This window comes from Caulobacter sp. HJHS_5 (assembly GCF_056683955.1).
This window is the reverse complement of sequence record NZ_JBWZNC010000007.1, coordinates 292,038-315,216: the sequence shown is the minus strand read 5'-3', so window position 1 is coordinate 315,216 and position 23,179 is coordinate 292,038. Positions and strand designations below refer to the sequence as shown.

Annotated in this window: 17 protein-coding genes and 1 tRNA gene; 4 read left to right on the top strand and 14 right to left on the bottom strand. The window is 67.4% G+C overall.

Going from position 1 to position 23,179, the window contains the following annotated elements:
• Positions 1–13: 13 nt before the first annotated feature.
• The 9 genes from ACFLIT_RS15625 to otnK form a co-directional block, all read right to left on the bottom strand.
• Positions 14–1,510 carry a CoA-acylating methylmalonate-semialdehyde dehydrogenase gene (locus ACFLIT_RS15625; RefSeq protein ID WP_479912178.1) on the bottom strand — a complete coding sequence of 499 codons (1,497 nt, stop codon included), beginning with the start codon at positions 1,508–1,510 and terminating at the stop codon, positions 14–16.
• A gap of 219 nt (positions 1,511–1,729) precedes the next feature.
• Positions 1,730–3,670, bottom strand: a complete 1,941-nt coding sequence (locus tag ACFLIT_RS15620; protein ID WP_479912177.1) for a DUF5060 domain-containing protein — start codon at positions 3,668–3,670, stop codon at positions 1,730–1,732.
• 154 nt (positions 3,671–3,824) lie between these two features.
• Entirely contained in the window at positions 3,825–4,019 is a 195-nt protein-coding gene (locus tag ACFLIT_RS15615) for a hypothetical protein (RefSeq protein WP_479912176.1), read from the bottom strand.
• An 81-nt stretch (positions 4,020–4,100) separates the two neighbouring features.
• Complete coding sequence (locus ACFLIT_RS15610; RefSeq protein WP_479912175.1) at positions 4,101–5,354, bottom strand: MFS transporter; 1,254 nt, start codon at positions 5,352–5,354, stop codon at positions 4,101–4,103.
• A gap of 2 nt (positions 5,355–5,356) precedes the next feature.
• Positions 5,357–6,445, bottom strand: a complete 1,089-nt coding sequence (locus ACFLIT_RS15605) for an isocitrate/isopropylmalate dehydrogenase family protein (RefSeq protein ID WP_479912174.1) — start codon at positions 6,443–6,445, stop codon at positions 5,357–5,359.
• 116 nt (positions 6,446–6,561) lie between these two features.
• The gene (locus ACFLIT_RS15600; protein WP_479912173.1) at positions 6,562–7,590 is read right to left on the bottom strand and encodes a Gfo/Idh/MocA family protein; all 1,029 of its coding nucleotides are present in this window, start codon (positions 7,588–7,590) and stop codon (positions 6,562–6,564) included.
• Positions 7,587–7,883 carry a putative quinol monooxygenase gene (locus ACFLIT_RS15595; protein WP_479912172.1) on the bottom strand — a complete coding sequence of 99 codons (297 nt, stop codon included), beginning with the start codon at positions 7,881–7,883 and terminating at the stop codon, positions 7,587–7,589. Before ACFLIT_RS15595 ends, ACFLIT_RS15600 begins: the two co-directional genes overlap by 4 nt.
• On the bottom strand, positions 7,880–8,515 hold the full coding sequence (gene otnC, locus ACFLIT_RS15590) for a 3-oxo-tetronate 4-phosphate decarboxylase (RefSeq protein WP_479912171.1): 636 nt from the start codon (positions 8,513–8,515) through the stop codon (positions 7,880–7,882). Before otnC ends, ACFLIT_RS15595 begins: the two co-directional genes overlap by 4 nt.
• Positions 8,512–9,753, bottom strand: a complete 1,242-nt coding sequence (gene otnK, locus ACFLIT_RS15585) for a 3-oxo-tetronate kinase (protein WP_479912170.1) — start codon at positions 9,751–9,753, stop codon at positions 8,512–8,514. Before otnK ends, otnC begins: the two co-directional genes overlap by 4 nt.
• A 77-nt stretch (positions 9,754–9,830) precedes the next feature.
• Here otnK and ACFLIT_RS15580 point away from each other — a divergent pair, with 77 nt between their 5' ends.
• Positions 9,831–10,799 (top strand): SMP-30/gluconolactonase/LRE family protein, encoded by a 969-nt coding sequence (locus ACFLIT_RS15580; RefSeq protein WP_479912169.1) that lies wholly within the window; start codon positions 9,831–9,833, stop codon positions 10,797–10,799.
• A gap of 3 nt (positions 10,800–10,802) precedes the next feature.
• Here the strand turns inward: ACFLIT_RS15580 and ACFLIT_RS15575 are convergent, their stop codons facing one another.
• Positions 10,803–11,510 carry a GntR family transcriptional regulator gene (locus ACFLIT_RS15575; RefSeq protein ID WP_479912168.1) on the bottom strand — a complete coding sequence of 236 codons (708 nt, stop codon included), beginning with the start codon at positions 11,508–11,510 and terminating at the stop codon, positions 10,803–10,805.
• 218 nt (positions 11,511–11,728) lie between these two features.
• A complete protein-coding gene (locus ACFLIT_RS15570) occupies positions 11,729–14,503 on the bottom strand; it encodes a TonB-dependent receptor domain-containing protein (RefSeq protein WP_479912167.1) in 2,775 nt (924 codons plus the stop codon).
• Between the two features lie 478 nt (positions 14,504–14,981).
• On the opposite strand from ACFLIT_RS15570, the gene ACFLIT_RS15565 reads away from it, so the two are divergent.
• On the top strand, positions 14,982–16,265 hold the full coding sequence (locus tag ACFLIT_RS15565; protein WP_479912166.1) for a glycerate kinase type-2 family protein: 1,284 nt from the start codon (positions 14,982–14,984) through the stop codon (positions 16,263–16,265).
• A gap of 161 nt (positions 16,266–16,426) precedes the next feature.
• Here the strand turns inward: ACFLIT_RS15565 and ACFLIT_RS15560 are convergent, their stop codons facing one another.
• Positions 16,427–19,159 carry a TonB-dependent receptor domain-containing protein gene (locus ACFLIT_RS15560; RefSeq protein ID WP_479912165.1) on the bottom strand — a complete coding sequence of 911 codons (2,733 nt, stop codon included), beginning with the start codon at positions 19,157–19,159 and terminating at the stop codon, positions 16,427–16,429.
• Positions 19,160–19,583: 424 nt separating this feature from the next.
• On the opposite strand from ACFLIT_RS15560, the gene ACFLIT_RS15555 reads away from it, so the two are divergent.
• On the top strand, positions 19,584–20,285 hold the full coding sequence (locus tag ACFLIT_RS15555; RefSeq protein WP_479912164.1) for a response regulator: 702 nt from the start codon (positions 19,584–19,586) through the stop codon (positions 20,283–20,285).
• Entirely contained in the window at positions 20,282–21,685 is a 1,404-nt protein-coding gene (locus ACFLIT_RS15550; protein ID WP_479912163.1) for an ATP-binding protein, read from the top strand. Before ACFLIT_RS15555 ends, ACFLIT_RS15550 begins: the two co-directional genes overlap by 4 nt.
• 14 nt (positions 21,686–21,699) lie before the next feature.
• Here the strand turns inward: ACFLIT_RS15550 and ACFLIT_RS15545 are convergent.
• Both ACFLIT_RS15545 and ACFLIT_RS15540 read right to left on the bottom strand, forming a co-directional pair.
• A tRNA-Ser gene (locus ACFLIT_RS15545) sits at positions 21,700–21,789 on the bottom strand.
• A gap of 93 nt (positions 21,790–21,882) precedes the next feature.
• Positions 21,883–23,175, bottom strand: coding sequence for a GSCFA domain-containing protein (locus ACFLIT_RS15540; RefSeq protein ID WP_479912162.1), 1,293 nt, complete (start codon positions 23,173–23,175; stop codon positions 21,883–21,885).
• Positions 23,176–23,179 lie beyond the last annotated feature (4 nt).

Below are 23,179 nucleotides of genomic sequence, written 5' to 3'. Positions count from 1 at the left end.
TCTTCGCCCTCGCCTAGGACATGGTCGGGATGACGAAACTCTGATCCATGACCACGCCGCCCTTTGGCCAACGGGCGGTGACGGTCTTGGTGCGGGTGTAGAAGCGGATGCCGTCCATGCCGTACTGGTTCAGGTCGCCGAAGCCCGAGCGCTTCCAGCCGCCGAAGCTGTGGTAGGCGACCGGCACCGGGATCGGCACATTGATCCCGACCATGCCGACCTCGACCTGATCGGCGAAGTCGCGGGCGGCGTCGCCGTTGCGGGTGAAGATGGCCACGCCGTTGCCGTACGGGTGCTTCGAGGCCAGGCCCACGGCTTCGGCCGCCGTCTCGGCCCGCACGATCTGCAGCACCGGGCCGAAGATCTCGTCCTGATAGGACTTCATGCTCGGCTTGACGTGATCGAGCAGGGTCGGGCCGAGGAAGTAGCCTTCCTCGTAGCCCTGCAGGCTGAAGCCGCGTCCGTCGACGACCAGCTCCGAGCCCTCGTCGACGGCCATCTGGATATAGTCGGCGATGCGCGCCTTGTGAGCGGCGCTGACCACCGGGCCGTAGTGGGCGTCCGGATCGCTGGAGACGCCGACGCGCAGGGCGGCGATGGCCGGGAGGAGCTTGGCGCGCAGCGCCTCGGCGGTCTTCTCGCCCACCGGCACGACGACGGGCATGGCCATGCAGCGCTCGCCGGCCGAGCCGTAGGCGGCGCCCATGATGTCGGCCACGGTCTGGTCGAGGTCGGCGTCGGGCATGACGACGCCGTGGTTCTTGGCTCCGCCCATGCACTGCATGCGTTTCCCGTTCGCCGCGCCGCGCCCGTAGACATACTGGGCGATATCGGAGGAGCCGACGAAGCTGACGGCCTTGATGTCCGGATGGTCGAGAATGGCGTCGACCACCGTCTTGTCGCCGTGGACGACGTTGAGCACGCCCTTGGGGCCGCCGGCTTCGATGAACAGCTCGGCCAGGCGGACGGGCACGGAGGGATCGCGCTCCGAGGGCTTCAGGATGAAGGCGTTGCCGCAGGCGACGGCGGGCGCGAGCATCCACAGCGGGATCATGGCGGGGAAGTTGAACGGGGTGACGCCGGCGACGACGCCGAGCGGCTGGCGCATCGAATAGACGTCGATCCCCGGGCCGGCGCCCTGGGTGTAGTCGCCCTTCAGCAGATGCGGCGCGCCGCAGGCGAACTCCACCACCTCCAGCCCGCGCTGAATGTCGCCCTTGGCGTCGGAAACGACCTTGCCGTGCTCGCTGGCCAGAAGCTCGGCGAGCGGCTGCATGTTGGCCTCGATCAGGCGCTTGAACTCGAACAGCACGCGGGCGCGCCGCTGGGGGTTGGTCTCCGCCCACGCGGGCTGGGCGGCTATGGCGCTGGCCACGGCGCGATCGAGGATCGCGGCGTCGCCGAGCTGAACCTGGGCCTGCGGCGCGCCGACGCTGGGATTGAACACGTCCTGCACCCGGCCGACTTCCGAGACGGCCGCGCCGTCGATGAAATGGGTGATGGTGCGCATGGCTGTGGTCCTCCGCTGCGCTGACTTCTAGCCGAGGATCGGCGTCGCCGCGAAGAGCTTCAGCCGTAGCGGCCGATCGCGAGGTCGGCGGCCTCGATCTCGGGCGCGCGGCCGTCGATCATGTCGCTGAGCAAGCGGCCGAGCCGCAGGCCATGATCCGGCCAGCGTGGGCGCGGCCCGCGCCGCGCCCCTTGCCCCCACCCATCGGTCGGAAACCGATCAGCCGATGCGTTTGACGATGATCGCCCACTCGCCGGAGCCGCCGGCCGGCGGACGGCCGAGGTTGACCATCGCGCCGCCGGTCACTTCGGCGATGGCGGTCTTCTGCAGGTCGCCGCCCTTCAGCGCGTCGTACCATTGCACGCTGTAGCGGCCGGTCTGGCTGTAGAGCTGCAGCTGGATGTTGGCGCCGCGGCCGTAGCGGGTCTCGAACGACGGCGACAGGCCCGTGGCGCCCTCGGTGATCGCGTAGATCACGTACATCTTGCCGAGGTCGGCCAGCACATAGTCGTCGGGCGCGGGGGTGACGTCGTCATCGGCTTCCAGGCGCAGGGCGTCGAGGCCGATGTACTTGTCGAAGAACTCGCGGGCCTTCACCCCGTCGCGCCACAGGGTGGCGCGGGTGCGGTGATCCTCGCAGTTCAGGTCGGTGCAGGCGGTCTGATAGCCGTAGTAGGCCTCCGCGCCGTCGCCGCCGCTCATCAGCACGTTCCAGACCACCTGGCGGCGGAACAGTTCGTGCGGGATCTGCACGCCGCGCTTCTTGTCGGGCGTGTTCTCGAGCGGATAGTCGGCGTCGACCGGGGCGCCGCCCGCCGCGCCGCCCTGCTCGTCCGAGGCGATCACCCACTGGCGACCGGCCGCCTTGGAAAGCCGCGACCACTTGATGACGTCGCCGCGCATGTCGCGATAGTCGTCGAAGATGCCTTGCAGCGACAGGCCGTTGAGGGCCGAGGCGCCGCCCAGCAGGCCGCGGTAGATTTCCTTCTGCTGCGGATGGGTGTGGACCACCAGCGGATGGTTGTAGGGGTCGAGGGCGGCGATGAAGCGCGACTCCTCGTCAAGTTCCTTGGCGCCCTGGTGGGTCTCCTCGCCGAGGTTCCAGGTCACCGCCAGGTAGTGGTTATAGCGGGCGACCATCTCCCGCATGTAGATCTTGCGCTCGCGCCCCACCGTATTGTTGTCCATGAAGGCGTCGTTCTCGGCCTCCATCAGCTTGAAGTGGAGGTGCAGGCCGAGCTCGTCGGCGTAGCTGAGCACACGTTGCCACTGGTCGAGCTTGGAGACGTCATAGCGGTCGTGCACCACGCCGTCGGTCCAGGTCGCCTTGGTTTCCAGCGCGGAGAAGGCCTCGAGCGGCCCCTTGATCAGCTGCGGCACGACGTTGCGGTCGTCGCCGCCGACGTTGAACAGCAGCATGGAGACGCTGTTGAGCTGCTGGTCGTGCAGATAGCGCAGCATCCCGAGGATGTTCTTGCCCTTGGCGCCCTTGGCCCAGGTGTAGGGCGCGGCGCTGGCGTCGTAGTCGCGTGCGTGCGGCGCCCAGGTCTTGCGGAGGTTCTTGTAGTTGGGCGTCGCGTCGAAGTCGGCGTAGGCGAGCATGTTCTCCGGGGCGTCCGTGCCCCACTTGAAGAACAGGCTGTTGTCGCCGGTCCAGCGATAGTAGCGCTCGCCCGTGTAATGCAGCAGGCCGCGAGCGCGGACCGCGTTGCGCGGGGTCGCGCCGACCGTGAACTCACCCTTCAGACCATCGGCCTTGACGACCGGCGCACCCTCCCCGTCGTTGGGCACGATGTCGGTCCCGGTGCGGAAGGCCACGCTGTAGGTCCAGACGCCGCCATGCTGCGGGACAAAATGCGCCCGCCAGAGCTTGCCGCCGGTGCAGCCGCGATCGGCGGCGTCGGCGCAGCCCTGGAAGTAGCCGGGAACCGTGTAGCTGGACTGGCCATCGCTGAATGTGACGTCGAGGCGATAGTCGGCGAAGGGATTGGCCCCCTTGGCCTCGTCGAGCTGCGGGCCGGTCAGCTCGACCGTCACCGGGTCATACGGTCCGTTGTTGGCGGCCTGGCGCACCGATACCTGGGCATGCGCCGCCAGGGGCGCCGTCAGGGCCGCGCCCAGCAGAAGGCCGGCCGCCCATCGCTTGATACCTCTTTCCATCATCTGCTCCGTTCGGGGTTGGGGCGGCGTCTGGGCGCCCGCGAAGTTGGGAAAGGCGGCCGCCGGCCCGGATATGAGCCGGCGGCCAAGGTCAGCGGTCGGGGGACGACCGCCAGTAGCCCGGCCCCGGGGAAGCAGAGGGCCGGTGACAGCGTCATGGCCGCCGTCGGACCATCGGCGGCTTGCCGAGGTTGGCGATGGGGATGTCGGCGGAATGGTGAAAGAAGGCGCGGGCCCTGGCGCCGCCACGCCGCCGCGAGACTCGGGCGCGGTGATCCTGGCGCGTCAGGGCCTCGTGGCCGGCGTGGCGCCCATCGTGGCGCCGCAGGGCGCCCATACGCTTACGCATCGATATCCTCCCAAGGTTGGGGCGCGCGCGGACTATGGTTCCGCTTCACGCCGGCGAGCCGCGAGGCCCGTCAGTGGATCGTCAGGTGAGCCCTCGCTCGGGGCGCGCGGCCCACCAGCAGAAGATGGCGAAGAGGTTCAGCACCGCTCCGATGATGAAGAAGGGCTGGGCGCTGCCGAAGGCGACCAGCAGGTAGGGGAAGGCCAGGCTGGTGAAGAACGAGCCGAGGTTGCCCGCCATGTTCATCACCCCCGACACCGACCCCGAGTACTTGCCGGCGATATCGATGCAGAAGGCCCAGGATGGCGGGGTGGTCATGTCGGAGCCGAACACCGCCAGGGTGAGCCAGCCCACGGCGGTGACGGCGTCGTGCGCCGTCAGGCTGCCGGCCAGGCCGATCGCCGCCAGGGCGAAGCCGACCATCGCGGTGTAGCGGCGCGAGATCCGCACGTGGCCGCGGCGGTAGAGGACGTCCACCACCCCGCCGCCGAGCCAGTTGCCGCAGGCCCCGCCGATCAGCGGCACCGCGGAGAGGAGACCGGTCTGCACCAGGCTGAGGCCGTAGGTCCGCTGCAGGTAGGGGAACAGCCAGGTCAGGGTGAAGAAGAAGGTGAAGTTCGAAGCGAAGTACTGCCCCATCAGCAGCCACATGTTCGGCGACCGCCAGATCAGGCCGGCCGGCGGGCTCTCGGGCTGCCCCTGGATGGCGCCGCCGCGGCCCGCGGCGATGAAGGCCTGCTCGGCTTCGGAGATGGAGCCGTGCTCCTCCGGCGTGTCGCGGAACCAGAGGTACCAGCCGATGGCCCAGACGATCCCGATGGCCGCGAGGACATAGAAGGCCTCCCGCCAGCCGAAGCGGGTCAGCAGCCAGGCGACCACGGGCAGGGCGAAGGCAGCGCCGAGGCGCGAGCCGGACAGGTTGATCCCCTGGGCCAAGGCCCGCTCGCCGGCCGGCAGCCATTGATAGAGCGCCCGCGCGCAGGTGGGGAAGGCTCCGGCCTCGGCGACCCCGAACAGGAAGCGGAAGGCGAGCAGGGAGACGAAGCCCCAGGCGAGGCCCGTCAGGCCGGTGAAGGCCGACCAGAGGACGACGATGGCGGCGAGGACCACGCGAGGGCCGAAGCGGTCGGCCAGCGCGCCCGAAGGGGCCTGGAACAGGGCGTAGCCGAGGGCGAAGGCGGAGAGAATCCAGCCGAACTGGGTGTCGCTGAGGTGGAAGGTTTCGGTGACCGGCGTCTTCGCGGCGGAGATGGCGATCCGGTCGACGTAGAGCAACGTGGTCAGGGTGAAGGTGACTGCGACGAGCCACCAACGCGAGCGCCCCACCTTCTCCATGATCAGTCCCCCTGTATGCCGGCGGCGACGCGATCGGTGATCTGCCTGAGACCGGCGGAGCCGCCGTTCTCGCAGGAGACCAGGTCGCCCGGGGCGAAGGCCGCCTTCACCGCCGCGCTGAGCCGCTGGGCGGCCTCGCCGCAGGCGGCCACCCCGTGTTTCTCGCCCAGCCATTCCAGCATCATGGCGGCCGACAGGAACATGGCCGTCGGGTTGGCGAGGCCCTTGCCGGCGATATCCGGCGCGGTGCCGTGACAGGGCTGGAAGATGGCCTGGGTGTCGCCGATGTCGGCCGAAGGGGCCATGCCCATGCCGCCGATCAGGGCGGCGCCGAGGTCCGAGAGGATGTCGCCGAACATGTTCTCGGTGACCATGACGTCGAAGTCCCACGGCGCCTTGACCAGACGAAGGGCGCAGGCGTCGACGTAGATGCAGTCGGACCGCACATCGGGATGGCGCGCCGCCACCTCGAGGAAGATGGTCCGGAAGTAGGCCAGCGAAGGGATGACGTTGGCCTTGTCGACGCAGGTGACCCGCGGCGGCCCGCCTCGGACCTTGGCGCGGCTGCGGGCCAGGGCGAAGGAGAATTCGAACAGCCGCTCGGAGACGCCCCGGCTGATCAGCATGGTGTCGAGGACGGCGTCGCCCTCCCTGCGGGTCATGGCGCGCGAGGCGAAGAGGCCTTCGGTGGACTCGCGCACCAGCACGGCGTCGACCGTGGCGGCGCGAGGATCGGCCAAGGGCGTCGGCGCCCCGGCCATGATCTGGATGGGGCGCACGCCCGCGTAGGTCTTGAAGTTGTCGCGCATGTCGAGATGCGGCTGCACCTCGGTGCCGTCCGGGTAGCGCACATCCGGCAGGCCCATGGCGCCGAGAAGGATGGCGTCGGCCGCGGCGGCCGCGGCGGTGGCGCTTTCAGGAATGGCGACGCCCGTGCGGCGGTAGAGATCCGCCCCGGCCTCGTGAACGTCCATCTTCAGGGTGAAGCCGCCGACCTTCGCCGCCACGGCGTCGAGAAGCCTCATACAGGGCGCCATCACCTCGACGCCGATCCCATCGCCCGGAAATACTGCGATCCGGAACTCAGGCATGATGACTCTCCAATTATCCCGCTTGGCGTGAGGAACGCCGCCCCCAGAAGCCAGCGTCACATTCTTTTACGTATACGTTGTAGAATTCACTGTCAACGGACGCGAGCCGCCTATTGTCAGCCCGCGACTTCGAACCGGCGCGAGCCCGCCGAGCGGTAGACGGCCTCCTGAACGGCCAGGGTGCGCAGGTAGTCGTGGCCTTCCAATTCGAAGGGCGCGCCGTCGCGCAGGCGGTCGATGAAGTGCCGGGCCGTGGCGAAAACGCAGTCGCCGGCGAAGGCGCGGCGCTGGTGAACATAGGGCTGGGGAACGGCGTCGCGGCCGAGGGCCTTGAAGCTCAGGCCGCCCTCCTCATCCAGCCTCAAGGCCCCCTTTGAGCCTTCCACCAGGAACTCGCCGAAGGTGTAGCGCGCGTCCGGCGAGGTGGATTCGTGGTAGCGATCGGCGTCCCACAGGGCCGTGGCGCCGCTCGCGAATTCACAAAGCATCAGGCCCCGGTCTTCGCCGGCGATCACCGGATTGAGCCGCCTCAGTTGGGCGTAGGCGCCGACGATCTCGCCGCCGAGATAGCGGAACACGTCGATGAAATGGACGCCGGTCTCGAAGACGAGGAACTGCGGCATGTCGCGGAAATAGGGCTGGCGCGCCAGATAGGCGTCGTCGCCCCAGCCGTCGCCCATGCGGGTGCGGCAGCTGATGCTCTGCAGCTCGCCGATCAGGCCGTCGTCGATCAGGCGGCGGATCTCGCGGTGCCAGGGCTGGAAGCGGAAATTGTCGTGCACCATGAAGCGGATGCCGCCGTCCTCGGCGATCCGCACGATTTCGCGCGCCTCCTGGATGCTCGGGGCCAGCGCCTTCTGGCAGAGCACCGCCACGCCACGCTCCGCCGCCATCCGCACGAACTTCTCGTGGGTTTCCGGCGGGGTGATGATGTCGATGAAGTCGGGTTTCTCGGCGTCGAGCATCGCGGCCACGTCGACGCAGGTGCGCGGCACGCCCCAGCGTTCGGCCGCCTCGTCGGCGCGTTGCCGGTCCCGCGACGAGAGGGCGACCATCTCCACCCCCTCAATGCGGTTCCAGGCGTCGTAGTGGAACTGGCTGAAGTAGCCGACGCCGACGGCGACGCCGCGCAGGGGACGGTTCATGCCAGCGGCCCTTCCCAGAATTCGACGGTCTTGCTTTCGAGCCAAGGCCCCACTTCCCCGTCGAACGCCAGGAAATGGGCGGAGGCGAGGTGGGCGTCGAAGGCCGCACGGTCAACGTAGATTTCGTAGAGGAAGACGCTGGCGCCATCCCCGGGCGCCGTCGCGACGTCGAAGCGGCGACAAGCCTCCTCCAAGGCCAGCGAGTCGGCGGCCTGACGCTTGACCCGCGCCAGGAACGCCTCGGCATGTTCGGCCCGAACCTTGAAGCGGACAGCTACGATAAAGGGAGTCATTGACCGAACACCTCGATCAGTTCGTTAACCTGGAAGGGCGTGAGCACCCGGTGCGGATGGCCGCGAAGCGTGAAGAACAGCTTGGCCGTCTCCTCCAGCTCTTCGGCCGCGGCGATGGCGGCCGGCAGATCGGCCCCCACGACGACAGGCCCGTGGTTGGCCAGCAGCACCGCGCGATGCGCCTTGGCCAGGTCCTCGATGAGTCCGGCGAAGGACCGGTCGCCCGGCCGAAAGTAGGGAACCATGGCCACGGCCCCGAAGCGCATCACCGCATAGGGCGTGATCGGCGGCACGGCGTCCACGCCGTTGAGCCCCTCCAGGCACGAGAGGGCGACAGCATGGGTCGAATGCAGGTGAACCACCGCGCCGGCGGCCGGACGCGCCCGGTAGAAGGCCAGGTGAAGCCAATCCTCCTTGGTGGCGGGCGCCCCGCTGACATGCACGCCGGAAGGGCTGACCCGCGTCAGGGCGTCGGGCTCCAGACGGCCGAGGGAGGCGTTGGTGGGCGACAGCAGGATGTCGCCCCCTTCGAGCCTGGCGCTGAGATTGCCGGATGTGCCGCAGCCATAGCCGCGCTCGAACAGCGAGCGGCCGTATTCGACCATCAACGTGCGGATTTCGGCCTCGGTCATCGCGCGAGCGCACGCTGGAAGAAGTCCGGACCGCCGAAATTTCCCGACTTGAGCGCCAGGGTATAGCCCTCGGGCTCAAGGGTATGGGTCCAGGGCACGCCGGGGGCGAGTTCGTCGCCGAAGGTCAGCATCCGCACGCCCAGGGCCTGGCTGACCGCGCCGGAGGTCTCGCCGCCGGCGACCACGAAGCGCCGGACGCCCGCCTGGGCGAGGCGCTCGGCGATCCGGGCGAAGGCGTGCTCCAGGGTCGAGGCCGCTTCGTCGCGGCCGAGCAGCGACTGCGCGCCCTGCACGGCCTGGGCGTCGGCGGTGGAATAGACGAGGAAGTCGCCGCGCGCCGCATGCGCCACCGCCCAGTCGATCGCCCGCCGCAGGGCGGTCGAATCCGAAGCCAATTGCAGAGGGTCGAGCAGATAGGAGGGCACGTCGTTGATGACGCCCGCCACCTGGGCCAGGGTCATGGCCGAGCAGCTGCCGCTGAGCAGGGCCGTGGGGCCTTCGCCGCGATCGCTCGACCGCAGGGGGTCGCGCCGCGCACCGCCCAGTCGAACGCCGCCGAGGGCGCCGCCCAGGGCCGCGCCGCCGGTGACGACCTTGAGGTCGCGGCTCGCCCGCGCCAGGGTCTCGACATGCCGATCCGTGATGGCGTCGGCGATGGCCATGCGCACGCCCTCGCCCCTCAGCGCCGCGAAACGCGCACGCGTCGCCGCCTCCCCCGCCTCGACCTCGGCGAAGGACGCGAGACCGACGCGCCCCGGGGTCTGCTTGGAGAGGTGCCGCACGAGATTGGAATCGCGCATCGGCGTCAGCGGATGATCGCGCATCGGCGAGTCCGACAGCAGCTGATCGCCGACAAAGAGGTGACCTTCGTAAACCGTGCGCTTCAACGTCGGATAGGACGGAACGCAGACGGTGAAGTCGGCGCCGAAGCGGTCGAGCAGCAGGTCGGTGAGCGGGCCGATGTTGCCTTGCTCGGTCGAGTCGAAGGTCGAGCAGTATTTGAAATAGAACTGGTCGGCTCCGGCCTGCTCCAGAAAGACGGCGGCGGCTTCGGTCATCGCCCTGGCTTCCGCGAGCGGCGCGGTGCGCGACTTGGTGGCCACGACGATCGCATCGACCGCCGGCGGCGCGGCCGTGGGCACGCCCATGGTGAGCACCACGCGGCATCCCGCCCGCATCAGAACCGAGGCGAGATCGGTCGCGCCGGTCACATCATCCGCGATCGCGCCGAGCAACATATGGATTTCCGTGACGCCTTGATGATAGTGTATACGTTGATGCATTCCTTGTTTACGTAGCGACCTTGAGACTGTCAATGCGCCCCCTGGCCAACACCGAAGTGCACAGCCTAGGCCGTGACCTGCACCGTCCCGAATGCGTGGTCGGGACGCCGAATGGCGACGTCTATGTGCCGGATTGGCGCGGCGGCGTGGGCGTGATCCGCGCCGATGGAACCCAGCACGTCTGGCTCGCCGAGCGCCCCTCGGTCGACCTGAAGCCGAACGGCGTCACGCCGACGCCGCGCGGGTCCTTCCTGATCGCCAACCTCAGCGACGACGGAGGCCTGTGGGATCTGACCACCGACGGCGGCCTCGAGCCGGTGCTGACCCAGCTCGAGGGCCGGGCGCTGCCGCCGGCGAACTTCGTTTTTCTGGATGCCGAGGAGCGCATCTGGGTGACGGTCAGCACCCGTCACCTGCCGCGCCAGGGGGCCTGGCGACCCGATGTGAAGGACGGCTTTCTGATCCTGATCGACAAGGGCCGCGCCAGCGTGGTCGCCGACGGCCTGCACTACACCAACGAGGCGCGGGTCAATCCGCAAGGAAGCCACATCTATGTGGTCGAGACCTTCGGCAAGCGCCTGATCCGCTTTCCCCTAGCGGCGGGCTCGGCGCTCGGCGCGGCCGAGCTGGTGGCCGAGTTCGGCCCCGGCTTCTTCCCGGACGGCTTCGCCTTCGACGTGGAAGGGGGCGTGTGGGTGACCAGCCTGATCTGCAATCAGATCGTCCGCATCGCGCCGGACGGCGGCCGGACGACGATTATCGCCGAGACCAATCGAGGCTTCGCGAACGAGGCCCAGGCCGCGTTCGACGGCTATCGGATGGTGCGCGACCATCTGGGGCCGATCCCGGACGTACGCTACCAGCACCTGACCAGCATCGCCTTCGGCGGCCGGGACGGCCGATCGGCCTGGATGGGCTGCCTGCACGGCGAAACCATCTATGGCTTCGCCAGCGAGATAGCCGGGGCGCCTTGCCCGCACTGGAGCTATCGCCTGCCGTGAGGGCTAGAGCGAGGTGATGCCGTGCTTTTCCAGCAGGGTGATCAGCATCCTGCCGCTCTGCTCGCGGTGCTGACGGTGGATGCGCTCGGCCTCCTCGGCGTTCTGCGAGGCGATGGCGTCGACCACCGCCTCGTGGTCGCGGTTGGAGCCTGAAGGCTTGGGCCGCAGACGCAGGGTCATCATCCGCAGCCGGTGGGCCTGGCCGAAGAAGGTGTCGACCACCTCGACCAACCGCTTGTTGCCGCTGGCCTCGGCCAGCAGGCGATGGAAGCGTTCGTCGGAATTGGCCCATTCGCGCAGATCGTCCCGCGCCAGGGCTTCATCCATCTCGGTGATGCTGCGCCGCATGGCCGCGATCATGGCGGCGCCCGGCTTGCGGCTGGCGGCGAGGCTGGCGGCGGCGGCCTCCAGAGCCGTGAGAATTTCGTAGATCTCGCGCAGGTCGTCGACAGAGATGTGCTTCACGCGCATCCCGTGGCGCGGCCAGATTTCGATCAGCCCCTCGCCTTCCAGGCGCAGCAGGGCCTCACGCGTCGGCGTGCGGCTGATCTTCAGCCGCTCGGCCAGGTCCTGTTCGGTGATCTGGAAGCCGGCCGGCATTTCGCCATCGAGAATCTGGCGGCGGATTTCGCGGTAGGCCAGCTCCGTGACGGACTGGCGCGGCTGGTCGCGGGTGGTCTGTCGCTTGCTCGAGGCGTTGGCGGCCGGCATCAGCGCAATGCCCCCTCTTCGCGGTTCTGGAAGGACACCTTGGCGAGCCCGTTCGTGGATGGCGTGGGTAAAAGCAAAAAAAGCCGCTGAAGGCCAGCCCCGCGGCGCACAACACCTCTGCGTTCAATAGCAAGACTATCCATGCGCTAGAGTCGACGCCAGCGACAGGTTTGGGGGCGAGCAGATGGCCCGCCCCCAAAGCGCCTTAGCGCAAGGCCCTAGAACGCCGCCCGGAACCCCACCGACACCAGCCTGCCGATCGGATTGGAAACATAGGCGTTGTAGCCATAGCCGCCGACGCCGGTGCCGCCGGTGTTGCCGCTGTAGAACGGCGGGTCCGTGTCGAAGAGGTTCTTCACGTCCAGATAGACCACGCCGCGCTTCAACATATCGAGGCCCAGGTCGTACTCGGCGTGGAGATCGTAGATCTTGTTCGACTTCACCGTGTCGCCGCCGCCGTTGGGGATGCCGGCCACGCTCGTGGTGACGGGAATGACCGAGCCGTTGTTCCAGTTCTTGTACGACCCCGTGTAGTTCATGAAGCCGTCGATCGAGAATGCGCCAAGCCTCCAGCCCAGCTGGAAGCGATAGCGCTCCTGAATCGAGGGGAACGTCGAGTTCGAGCCGGAGGTGTTGAGCACGCTGAACGGCGTGTCGCCGAAGTCCTGGTCGAACTTGGTGTAGTAGGTCCCGTTGGCGCCGGCGGTGAACGCGCCCAGGGCATCGGTCTCCCAGCGATAGGCGAAGTTAAAGTCGACGCCTTGCACACTCAGGTTGAGGAGGTTGCCCTGGTCGTTGTTGTTGAGGAAGTAGACCGTGGCCGGCAGGGTACCGTTGAGCGTGCCGCCATTCGCCACGTTGGTGAAGGCGTTGATCTGATCGGTGGTGCATCCCGTCGGGCAGATCTGCAACCTGTCATGCAGGGCGTTGGAATAGAGCTGCTGCGAGACGTCAGGGCGATTGACGCCGCCTTCGAAGGTGTTGCTCCAGAAGGTTATCGACGAAGCGAAGCCGGGCAGGAAGACGGGGTTGAAGTCAAAGCCGACTGACCAGCTGTCGCCCGTCTGCGGCTTGGCGTTGGGCCCGATGCCATAGGAACGGCCCAGGCCCTGGTTGATCCCCGTGCCGATCTGACAGGTGGTGGTCGCCGCGGCGCAACCGGGCAGCAGCTTGGCTTCCGGATACAGCGTCACCGGCACGAAGAATGCGCCCGAGACGCTCGCCCCGTTCGCGGTGCGCTGGTAACCCAGGGAGGGAATGCCGATGGAGGCCATCGGGGGCGCGACGAAGGCGGTCGCCCAGTTGCCCCGCAGGCGCAGCCCCTCAAAGACCTCCCAGTTGGCGGCGACTTTCGGATTGGTGGTCTCGCCGACATCCTCATAGCTGTCGTAGCGACCCGAGACGTTCAGATCGAACTTGCGGACGAGAGGCACGCCCATCTCGGGCGAGACGATCGGCGCGACGAACTCCACGTAGGCCGATTTGACGCTGCGCTGGAGGTGGAACACGGTGTAGTTCGAACCCACCAGGCTATTGCCGGTATTGCCGGGGCTGATGTCCTCGACGTCCTGCTTGTTCCACATGTATTCGGCGCCCACGGCCATGCGCAGCGGCCCCGCCGGCAGGGTGAGCAACGCCCCCTGCAATTCAGCCTTGGTCTGGTTGAAGTTGTTCCAGTGCGTCAGCGAGCTGTTGTTGCTGTACAGTTGCGCCATGACCGCCGCGGAGGTCCGGCCCCCGTTCGGTTGCCAGATGTCCAGGGCGTTCGCGGCCGTGAGCGGCAGGTTCAGGGCGATGACGTTGGCGCCGGAAACCGAGCTGGCGGTGAGGCTGCCGTTCGCCTGGCTCGTGCCGTTCAAGGCCAGAAGAGCGCAGGCGCCGCAGAACGAACCGCGCTGCACCAGGCTGCTACGGCTGCGCCCATAGGCGTCGCTGACCTTGAACGACCAGTTGTCGTTGATCTCGTACTCGGCCGTGCCGAACAGATAGAAGGTGTCGTTGCTGGCGATCTGCTCGCCGTAGTCGTCGCCCGGCCGGATGGCGGCCCAGGTGATGGCTTCCTGGCTCGCGCCGGCCTCCCCGGCCGGGGCCACGAAGAACGGGTTGATCTGGCCGCCACGCCCTGAACCGGGTCCGAAAACGGTGGCGTTGGTCACCGACCCCGGGCCCGAGGGCCGTCCGCCATTGAGATAGTTGTAGTTCGCGGTCGCGGTGACCGTCAGCTTGTCGCCGAACGTGTTGAACACTCTCAGGAGAACGTTCGAACGCTCATTCTGCTGGATCGCGGCGCCGTAGATGGAATTATTGCAGGGCGCGTTGTCGGGAATATTGGCGACCGTGGTGGTCGATGACGGCGTCACATAGACGTTATTGCCCGATAGAGGGGTGCGGATCGTCGCCGGCGAGCAGGCGAAGCTCTGCACATTGCGGCCGCCCTGGTCCCGGTAGTCCCCCTTGCTGAGGAAGCCGCGCGAGCGGTTGAGCAGCGGATCCTGATAGGAATGCTGAGCGGCGATATAGACGCCGCCGGTATCCCAGGTTTTGCCCCAGATGCCGTTGATGTCGTAGCTGGTGAAATCCTTCGCCCGGCCCGTCCGTCCGGCGACTTCAAAGCCGTCGAAGCTGCGACGGAGGATATAGTTGACGACGCCGGCGACGGCGTCCGAGCCGTAGACCGAGGACGCGCCGTCCGCGAGGACCTCGACCCGCTGGATGGCGCCGGTCGGCAGGATATTGGGATCGGTCTGACCGAACTGCGTGCCGCCGCCGGGCATGCGAAGCCCGTCGACGATCACCAGGGTGGTGTTCGAGGCGCTGCCGGCCAGGCTGTGAATCTGCGGCGAATAGTACGAGAACACGTTCTCGCCCACCGGCGCCGAGCCGGAGGTCGTGATCGCGGGCACGGTATTGGTCAGTTCGGTGGCGTTGACCGCGGCGGTCTTCTCGACCGCCTCACGACCAACGGATACGAGATTGGATCCGATTGGCGCCACGCCGCGAATGCTGGTGCCGGTGACAACCACTTCCTCGACCGTGGATTGCGCGGCGGGTTCGCTTTGAGCATGGGCCGCCAAAGGGCCCGCCAGCAGCCCCGTGAAAACAGCGACAGAAGCGGAAGCGTGAAGAAGAATCTTCTTACGAGAACTTAGCGTAGTTGCGTTCGACATCCTGGCGTTCCTCCGACCACGGTTATTGTTTTCGCTAACGCTTACTTCTGACCACGACGCGTTGGTCCTCTATCGATGTCCTCGATATCTTCGATGAACTCCCACTGAGACCGACGGCACTCATCAGAAGCGGCGCAGCGGCCTTTGAGACGGCTGCGGATTGAGTCAGGTCGCCCCGACCATCTTCCATGCAATAACGTATTCGCTATTGAAGTCGTTCGTCAAGAGGCCCCTTGGGAGCCGTTGTGAGGCGGGGTCGCAGATGATAGCCAAACCGGCCGATGTGGGACGGAAGGGAGCCTGGGTGGACGCCGTGCTGACGGACCTGGCGCAAGGGCATGACGGCGCGGCCCGTGAGCTGCTGCGCGCCCTGTTCGCCGCCGCGATCGCCAGCGCCGACCCCGCCGAGGTGCTCGCCGCCCACCTGCCCGAACCCCCGAAGGGGCGCTGCGTCGTCGTCGGCGCCGGCAAGGCCGCGGCCGCCATGGCGCTGGCGGTCGAGGCCGCGTGGCCGCACGCGCCGCTCAGCGGCGTCGTGGTCGCCCCCTACGGTTACGGAACCAACGACACCCGGCGGATCGCGGTGCGCGAGGCGAGGCATCCGGTGCCGGACGAAGCCAGCGAGGCGGCGGCGCGAGAGATCATGGCGGCGGTGCGGGGACTCGGCCCGGACGACCTGGTGCTGGCCCTGATCTCCGGCGGCGGCTCCTCGGTCCTGTCCCTCCCAGCGCCCGGCCTGACGCTGGCCGACAAACAGGCGACCAACCGCGCCCTGCTGGCCTCGGGCCTCGACATCCGCACGATGAACGCCGTGCGTCGGCGGCTGTCTGGCATCAAGGGCGGCAAGCTGGCCGCAGCGGCCGCCCCGGCGCGTATCGTCACCCTGACGATCAGCGACATCCCCGGCGACGACCCGGCCGCCATCGCCTCGGGACCGACGGTGGAGGACCGCTATGCGGACATGGACCTGTCCGAGGCCATCGCCCGGCTGGCAGGCCGCGTGCCTGACGCCGTGATCGAGCGCCTGCGCCGGGCCGAGCCGCCGCCGCTCGTCGCCCGCGCCGAGGTCCGGATGATCGCGACGCCCGGCATGGCGCTGCAGGCCGCCGCCGCCGTTGCCCGTGACGTCGGGCTGGAGGTCGAGATCCTAGGAGACGATCTGGAAGGCGAAAGCGCTGAGTTGGGCGTGAGCATGGCCGCCCTGGCCCTCGCCGAACGCCCCCGGCCGACGGTGATCCTTTCCGGCGGCGAGACGACGGTGACCATCGGCGGCGGCAAGGCTGGGCGCGGCGGGCGCAACACCGAATTCCTGCTGGCGCTTGGCCAGGCGCTGGATGGCGCGCCGGGCGTCTGGGGCCTGGCCGGCGACACCGACGGCGAGGACGGCGCCAGCGGCGGCGGGGCCGGCGCCCTGCTCGCCCCCGACACCCTGCAACGGGCGCACGCCCTAGGGCTCGACGCCCACGCCAGCCTGGAGGAGCACGACAGCGGCGGCTTTTTCGACGCCCTCGGCGACCTTGTGGTCACCGGTCCGACGCGGACGAACGTCAACGATTTCCGCGCGATCCTGGTGGTTCCGCGGCCCTAGGCGAAGCCGACGGCCCCACCTCGTGGGCCCGCACGCGCGGCCCCTCGGCCACCAGCCGGGCGCCATAGATCGGCAAAGAAAAGGCCGCCGTGTCGCCACGGCGGCCAGTAAAACCGGTACTCGCAAAGGGTAAGAGACCGGCGGTCGTCTCGATCCCTGGCTTAGAACTTGCCGCGCAGGGTCAGGGTGTAGCTGCGCGGATAGGGCGAAGCCCAGCTCCCGTTGTAGCCGTTGGCGTTGTCGAAGAAGGGCGGATCCTTGTCGAACAGGTTGTTGACCTGGCCTTGCAGGGTGATGCCCTTCATCAGGTTCGGGAACTCGTAGGCCACCGACAGGTCGACGGTCTTGAACGCGTCCACCTTCTGGTTCTTCACGATCACCGAGTTCTGGTTCGTGTATTCGCCAGTGTAGTTGTAGAAGACGTTGGCCGTGATGTTGTTATAGATCCAGCCGGCGTTGAAGCGCGCCTTCCACTCGACGACGTCGGTGGTGTTGAAGCGATCCTGGAACGGCTGACCGGCAAGCGCCTGCTGCTTGTATTGCAGCTGTTGGTTGGCGGTCACGCCAAGGCGGAACTGGCCCAGGTTCTCGGTGGGGAACGAGTAGCTGATGTCGTAGTCGATGCCTTCGTAGATCCGCGTGCCGAGGTTCACGGCCTCGGTGTGGTTCACGTAGTCGAAGTTCGGGATCAGGATCGCGTTCGACGGCGGATACAGGCGCAGGATTTCGTCCATCCGTTCCTGCGTCGGGTAAAACTCCGCCAGGGCGGCGAAGGTCTCGTTGGTGATCAGGTCGCTGCCCGTAACCTTGAAGAACAGGTTGGTGTAGTCGATCTTGTACCAGTTCACGCCGGCGCGCAGACCCGGGATGAAGTCGGGGGTCCACGAGACACCCACCGATTTGGTCTTGGCCTCTTCCGGCGTCAGCAGGTTACCGCCTTGGCCCGACAGGACGTAGCCGTTGTAGTTCGCCAGGGTCGTGCCCTTGTAGGGGCCGTAGCCGATGACGTTGCCGCCGGCGGCATTGTAGCTCGGCTGGCCGAACAGGCCGGTCAGCAGGCCGACGTTCGGGGCGTTGAAGTTGGTGCCGTAGGAGGCGTTGAACCGCAGGCCGGAGATCGGAGCCCAGACCACGCCGTACTTCGGGTTGAAGGTGCCCTGGTAGCGGTCGTAGTAGTCGTAGCGGCCGGAAACCGACAGGGTCAGCTCCTGAACCAGCGGCATGGCGTTGCCATCGCCGACCACCGGGATGTTGGCTTCGAAGAAGGCGGCCGAGACCTGCTGGCGCGGGTGGTCGTCGCGGACGACGGCGTTGTAGCCGGCGTTCGGGTTACGCGACCCGGCCAGTTGCAGGGCGTTGGCCTGAGTGGCGCGGAACGAGGCGCCGACGGCCATGCGGGCGGTGCCGCCAGGCAGTTCCATGACCGGGCCGTCAGCCTTGAACTGCAGTTCCTGCAGGCCCTGCTGACCCCAGTTGTACTGGCCGGTCTTGTTGTTGATCTTGGCGAGGGTGGCCGGGTTGTTGTTCGAGGCGTCGCCGAAGATGTTGAACGCGGTGGCCGGGTTGGTGTCGGCCAGGGCGTTCTTCAGGTTGATCAGGTCCGGCTCGTTGCCCCAGTTGTAGTCGCGGGTCCGCGAGATCACCAGCGAGGCGGTGCCCTTCCATTCCGCGCCCAGGTCGATGTCCAGGCCCGAGACGAAGGTGGTGGCCGTGGCGCTGCCGCCCGAAATGAACCGCCCCGGGAAGAACGGAATGCCGCTGCGGTTGACGAACACCGAGTCGATGGCGCCCGACTGCAGCTGGTCCCAGAGCGCCGGCGGCGTGTTGGCCTGGGTCAGGAACGGGTTGGACTTCGGCACCGCGATGTTGAGGTTGAAGGCGTTGCCGAGCGAGCGGCCTTCAAAGTGGCTGTAGTTCAGCTCACCCCAGACCTTCACGTTATCGGTCAGCTGATGTTCGATCGTGCCCAGGAAAGCGTTACGCTCACCATTGCTGATGATCGTGGTGGGGAGGCCGAGGCGACCGCACCGGTAGTCCGCCGTGGTGTTCGTGAAGGCGCCCGTCTGCTGATTGATGCCGGTGGTCGGGCCGAAGGCGGCGCCGTTGGTCGGCGAAACCGCGCGGAAGGTCGGCGTCAGGCAGGTGGTGCCGCGCAGATCGCGGCCACCGCGCGAGCGCTGGTCGCCGCCCAGGTTAAGGAAGGGGATCTCGGTGTTCAGCGGCGAGTCGTTGGTCGAATAGTCGTAGGCGAGCATGAAGCCGCCGCCGTCCCAGGTCTTGCCGCCGATGATGCCGATGTTCTGGCGTTGGTAGCTGGTCTCACCGTCGAACGAGTGGGTGGCGGTGAATTCCACGCCGTCGAACGGCTTGCGGAAGATGAAGTTGACCACGCCGGCGGTGGCGTCCGAGCCGTAGATGGCCGAGGCGCCGTCGGCGATGATTTCCGTGCGCTGCACGGCGATCGGCGGAACGGCCGACGGGTCGGGGAAGGAGCCTTCCGTGCCCGTCGCGGCCACGCGGTGGCCGTTGATCAGGGTCAGGGTGGCGTAGATGCCGACGTTGTGGATGTTGGCCAGGTAGCCCTGGGTGCGGAAGCGGTTCGGGGTCGATTGTTCGGCGTTGGTGCCGAAGTTGCCGAGCGTCGGAACGGTCGCCAGCAGGTCCTTGACGTTGGTCGGGGCGACCGCGTTGATCTGGTCGCGCGTCACGCCGATCAGCTGCGAGCCCACCGGCGCCACGCCGCGGATCGACGAACCGGTGACCACCACTTCTTCAACGGTGCTGGCCGGGGCGCTCTGAGCGAACGCCTGCCCGCCGGACAGGAGCGCCGTGACGGCGACCCCCGCGGCCATCGCGGCCTTCAGTCCGCGCGGCTTTGAATTGTATTCAGACATCAAACTAGCACTCCCCATCGTTTCTTTTCGACGCCACGACGGCGCCGTTCACGCTCTATTGCGGCGGGGCTCACCCGCCCTCCGGTGCGGAAGGACGGGTGCGCGAATTTGCAATGAGCTCGCGTTCCCTCCGACGACGTGTCTCGCCGTTCGTTAAGGCGCGTCCTTGAATAGACAGCCCCTGACCTATGAAGTCGCACATACTCATAGGAAATGTCCAGTCACAATTATGACCCATTGAGAAACGACAAAGTAGCTTGTCTTTAGATTTACATTGGCATCACTTCCGATGCACTACCGGCGGAAGATTGTCATCCGCCACACACTTCCGGGGAAATGCATCGAGGTTGACATGAAACCTCGGACGCGGAGCGCCCGAAACTTTGCCCTTGCGCAAAACCGGCGTTCGTCGAAGCATGACGAAATGACCGAGCGCAGCCCCCGCATCCTGATCGTGGACGACGATCCCGAACTACGGGGCCATATCTCGAGCTATCTTTCGGAAAAGGGCTTCCTGGTTTCCGTCGCGCCCGACGGGCCGACGATGGACGCCTGCATGTCGCATGAAACCATCGACCTGGTGGTTCTCGACCTGGGCCTTCCCGGCGAAAGCGGCATATCCATCTGCCAGAGGGTCAGCCGCAAGGGCACGCCGATCATCATGGCCAGCGCCGCCGGTGAAGAGGCCGACCGGGTCATGGGACTGGAGCTCGGCGCCGACGACTATCTGGCCAAGCCCTTCAGCCCCCGCGAACTGCTGGCCAGGGTCCGCGCGGTGCTGCGTCGACAGGAAGCCTCGGGAGCGAATCGAGGCGCGCTCTTCCACTTCGCCGGCTTCATATACGACCCGGTGCGGCGGCACCTCATAGCCGGCGACGGCGCGCAGATTCCCCTGACCGGGGGCGAGTCGTCGATCCTGGGCGCCCTGCTACTCAACGCCGGGCGAGGCATGACCCGCGAGGAACTGCTCTGCGCCAGCCAGAACGACGCCTTCCCGGACAGCCGCTCGATCGATCTACAGATCAGCCGCCTGAGGAAGAAGCTAAGCCTCTACGGAAGAGACGACCTGATAAGCACCCATCGCGGAGTAGGCTATAGCCTGGGGTGCGACGTATTGCGGAAATGAGGAAATTCCAATCCTTATCTCTTGGAATGCAGGTATTCACGATCGTACTCATTACTTTCGTCGTCGCCCAAATTCTTACAATATCCGCAATCGTTATAGCACCGCCACCGCCGGCGCCGGAATTCACCTACGCTCAGATCGCCAATGCCCTCAAAGGCGATCCCGGCAGCCTATCCAAATTGGCCAGGCTGCAGCGGCGCACCGTGCGCAGGCTGCCGGCGGACATGCAGCCGCCGGTCGATGCGGTGGAGGCTAGCGGAGCGACCCATCTCGCCGGCGCCCTGGGGGCCGGCGGGGGGGATGTCAGGCTGCAACTGCGTCCCTCCCCCGTCCTGGTCATTCTTACGTCCGGCCGCGCACGGTCGAGTTACTGGAGCACCCCGGAGAACGATCCCGGCAGGCCGGAGAACGGACAAGCCGAATTCGTGTTCCACCTCACCGCCGAGCCGCACGACCGGATCACCCCGGACCGCGTCAAGGGCCAGTTCATCGCCGCGCTAAGACGCCCGGACGGTCAATGGGAGACGGTCGCGCCGAAGCCCGAGTATGAATGGGTGAGGCGGATCGCCATCTGGGTGAGCGGAGGCCTGATGATCGTAGGGCCGCTGGCCTTCTGGTTTTCGCGTAATATCAGCGCTCCGCTTCGGAGACTGGCCTCCAGCGCCGACCGACTGGGCCGAGCCCAACAAGTCAGCCCGCTCGAACTTTCCGGATCATCCGAGATTATCGTCGCCGCTGGGGCATTCAACGCCATGCAGACCCGCATTGCACGCTTCGTCAGTGATCGCGTGGGAATGATGGGCGCGATTTCACACGATCTGCGAACCCCGCTCCAGCGCATGCGCTTCAAGCTGGAGAAAGAAAAGCCCTCGGTTCAAGAGCCATTACTGTCCGACATTCGGCAGATGGAGCGGATGATCGACAGCGTCATCACCTTCATCCGCGAAGACAGCCAATCGTCTCCACGTCGTCGCGTGGACCTCGCGTCGCTGGTGGCCTGCGCCGTGGACGAGGCCGCCGCCACCGGAGCCGATGTGAGCATGCCGCTCGACGCCCCGCTGGTCGTCGAGGCAGACCCGGTGGCTCTGCAGCGCCTGTTTCAGAACCTGATCAGCAATGCCGCCAAATACGGCGGCCGCGCCCAGGTTCGCATTGCGAGAGTAGCAGGCGAGGCGTGCGTGGCCATTGACGACGAAGGGCCGGGCCTACCCGAATCCGAGCTTGAAGCCGTATTCGCCCCCTTCTACCGCAGCCCCACGGCCGGCGCCTCGGCGGAAGGCGTCGGACTTGGCCTTGCGATCGCGCGGTCGATCGCCCGAAGCCACGGCGGGGACATCCTGCTGATCAATAAAAGCCGTGGGCTCACCGCCATGGTGACGCTTCCCGTCGCCGACGAATGATGTCGCGCCAGCGCTGGCGGTGCGGGTGGGATTCGAACCCACGTTAGAGTTTCCCCTAAACACGCTTTCCAAGCGTGCGCCTTCAACCACTCGGCCACCGCACCCACGCTGCGAGCCGAGGCGAAGCCGGGCCGGACGCGGAAGGCGCGCAATATACTCAGGGCGCCCTTCGGGGCAAGCGGCTTGCCGCCACGGCCTCAGGAAGCCCGCGCGACCTCGCCTTCGGCGGCGCCGTAGTGTTCGAGGAACAGCCGCACGATCAGCTTCACCAGCCACTTGGAGACGTGGCGCGTATTGCCGTCGTCGCCCCCGAAGGCCGGCGGCGCCGAGGGGCCGAAATGGCCTCCGAGCCAACGGACGATCTCAAAGCTCGGCCAGTAGACGGCCTGGCCGGCGCGCGCCTGACCGGACAGCGCCTCATGGCAGGCGAGGCGCAGGGTCGACTTGGACAGGCAGTCGGCGACGACGGCGTTCTCGAACTCGTTGGTGCCGGCCAGCGGCACCGGCGAGACGGTAAGCACCACCCGCGCCCGCCCGCCGGACAGGCGGTCGACGACGGCGAGGATGTCGCCGATGGCGGCGACGTTCTCGGCCACGGTGGTGGTGCGCATGACGCAGGCGTCGGTGAGGTAGTCGCGCGCGGCGCTCGAATCGTTGGGCAGGAAGACGAAGTCGCCGGTGGCCGCCTCGAAAAAGCAGGGCGCGACGCCGAGGGTCAGGACCACGATGTCGGCCTCGACCAGGGCCTGGCGCATGCGCTCCCGGGCGTCCTCGCCGAACAGGCCTTGCATCACGGTGGTGACCGGCCCGCGCGGGCCGCGCTCGAGCCAGTCGAACATCCAGCGATTGGCCACCGGGCTGTTGACCTCCTCGCCGATCTGCTCGTTGCGGACGCTGTAGCCGGCGGCGCCGAGGCGCTTGCCCAGGCCGTGGGCGAAGCAGGAGCCGATGGTGACGAACCGCGTCGCCTTGCTGACCGCCAGGTCGGCGGGATGGCCGCGCAGCAGATAGCGACGGATCAGCTCGGCCGGCTCCTCGAACAAACTTTGGCGCACCGGCCAAGGCCTTGTGCGGGCGACCTTGCGGGCGGCGTCGGCCGGGCGCGAGGCCAGGTGCTGCAGCACCCGGGCCTCGCCATCGTCGGGATCGAGGGTCAAGGCCCGGGCGAGAGCGGCCTGGGCTTCCGCCCGGCGGCCGGTGGAGAGCAGGGCTTCGCCCAGCCGCGTATGGCCGGCCGCGAGGCCCGGCAGGCGGGCGACGGCGCGGCGGGCCAGGGTTTCGACCACGTCCCATTGTTTGAGGCGAGCCGCCAGGGTGGCGGCGTGGTCATAGGTCTTGCCGAGCAGGTCGACGTCGTCGCCGGCCTCCAGCGGCGCAAGCAGGGCGGTGAAGGCGTCGAGCGCGACGTCGAGGCGGCGTTCGCGGCGCAGGGCGTCGGCCGCCGCGTAGGCTGCTTGGATATCCGGCGGGATTTGCGCACTGTCGGTCATGATG

Excerpts from the sequence above, each read along its gene's own strand:
- ACFLIT_RS15625 (WP_479912178.1), bottom strand. The coding sequence starts at position 1,510 with ATGCGCACCATCACCCATTTCATCGACGGCGCGGCCGTCTCGGAAGTC.
- ACFLIT_RS15620 (WP_479912177.1), bottom strand. The coding sequence starts at position 3,670 with ATGGAAAGAGGTATCAAGCGATGGGCGGCCGGCCTTCTGCTGGGCGCG.
- ACFLIT_RS15615 (WP_479912176.1), bottom strand. The coding sequence starts at position 4,019 with ATGCGTAAGCGTATGGGCGCCCTGCGGCGCCACGATGGGCGCCACGCC.
- ACFLIT_RS15610 (WP_479912175.1), bottom strand. The coding sequence starts at position 5,354 with ATGGAGAAGGTGGGGCGCTCGCGTTGGTGGCTCGTCGCAGTCACCTTC.
- ACFLIT_RS15605 (WP_479912174.1), bottom strand. The coding sequence starts at position 6,445 with ATGCCTGAGTTCCGGATCGCAGTATTTCCGGGCGATGGGATCGGCGTC.
- ACFLIT_RS15600 (WP_479912173.1), bottom strand. The coding sequence starts at position 7,590 with ATGAACCGTCCCCTGCGCGGCGTCGCCGTCGGCGTCGGCTACTTCAGC.
- ACFLIT_RS15595 (WP_479912172.1), bottom strand. The coding sequence starts at position 7,883 with ATGACTCCCTTTATCGTAGCTGTCCGCTTCAAGGTTCGGGCCGAACAT.
- otnC (WP_479912171.1), bottom strand. The coding sequence starts at position 8,515 with ATGACCGAGGCCGAAATCCGCACGTTGATGGTCGAATACGGCCGCTCG.
- otnK (WP_479912170.1), bottom strand. The coding sequence starts at position 9,753 with ATGTTGCTCGGCGCGATCGCGGATGATGTGACCGGCGCGACCGATCTC.
- ACFLIT_RS15580 (WP_479912169.1), top strand. The coding sequence starts at position 9,831 with ATGCGCCCCCTGGCCAACACCGAAGTGCACAGCCTAGGCCGTGACCTG.
- ACFLIT_RS15575 (WP_479912168.1), bottom strand. The coding sequence starts at position 11,510 with ATGCCGGCCGCCAACGCCTCGAGCAAGCGACAGACCACCCGCGACCAG.
- ACFLIT_RS15560 (WP_479912165.1), bottom strand. The coding sequence starts at position 19,159 with ATGTCTGAATACAATTCAAAGCCGCGCGGACTGAAGGCCGCGATGGCC.
- ACFLIT_RS15555 (WP_479912164.1), top strand. The coding sequence starts at position 19,584 with ATGACCGAGCGCAGCCCCCGCATCCTGATCGTGGACGACGATCCCGAA.
- ACFLIT_RS15550 (WP_479912163.1), top strand. The coding sequence starts at position 20,282 with ATGAGGAAATTCCAATCCTTATCTCTTGGAATGCAGGTATTCACGATC.
- ACFLIT_RS15540 (WP_479912162.1), bottom strand. The coding sequence starts at position 23,175 with ATGACCGACAGTGCGCAAATCCCGCCGGATATCCAAGCAGCCTACGCG.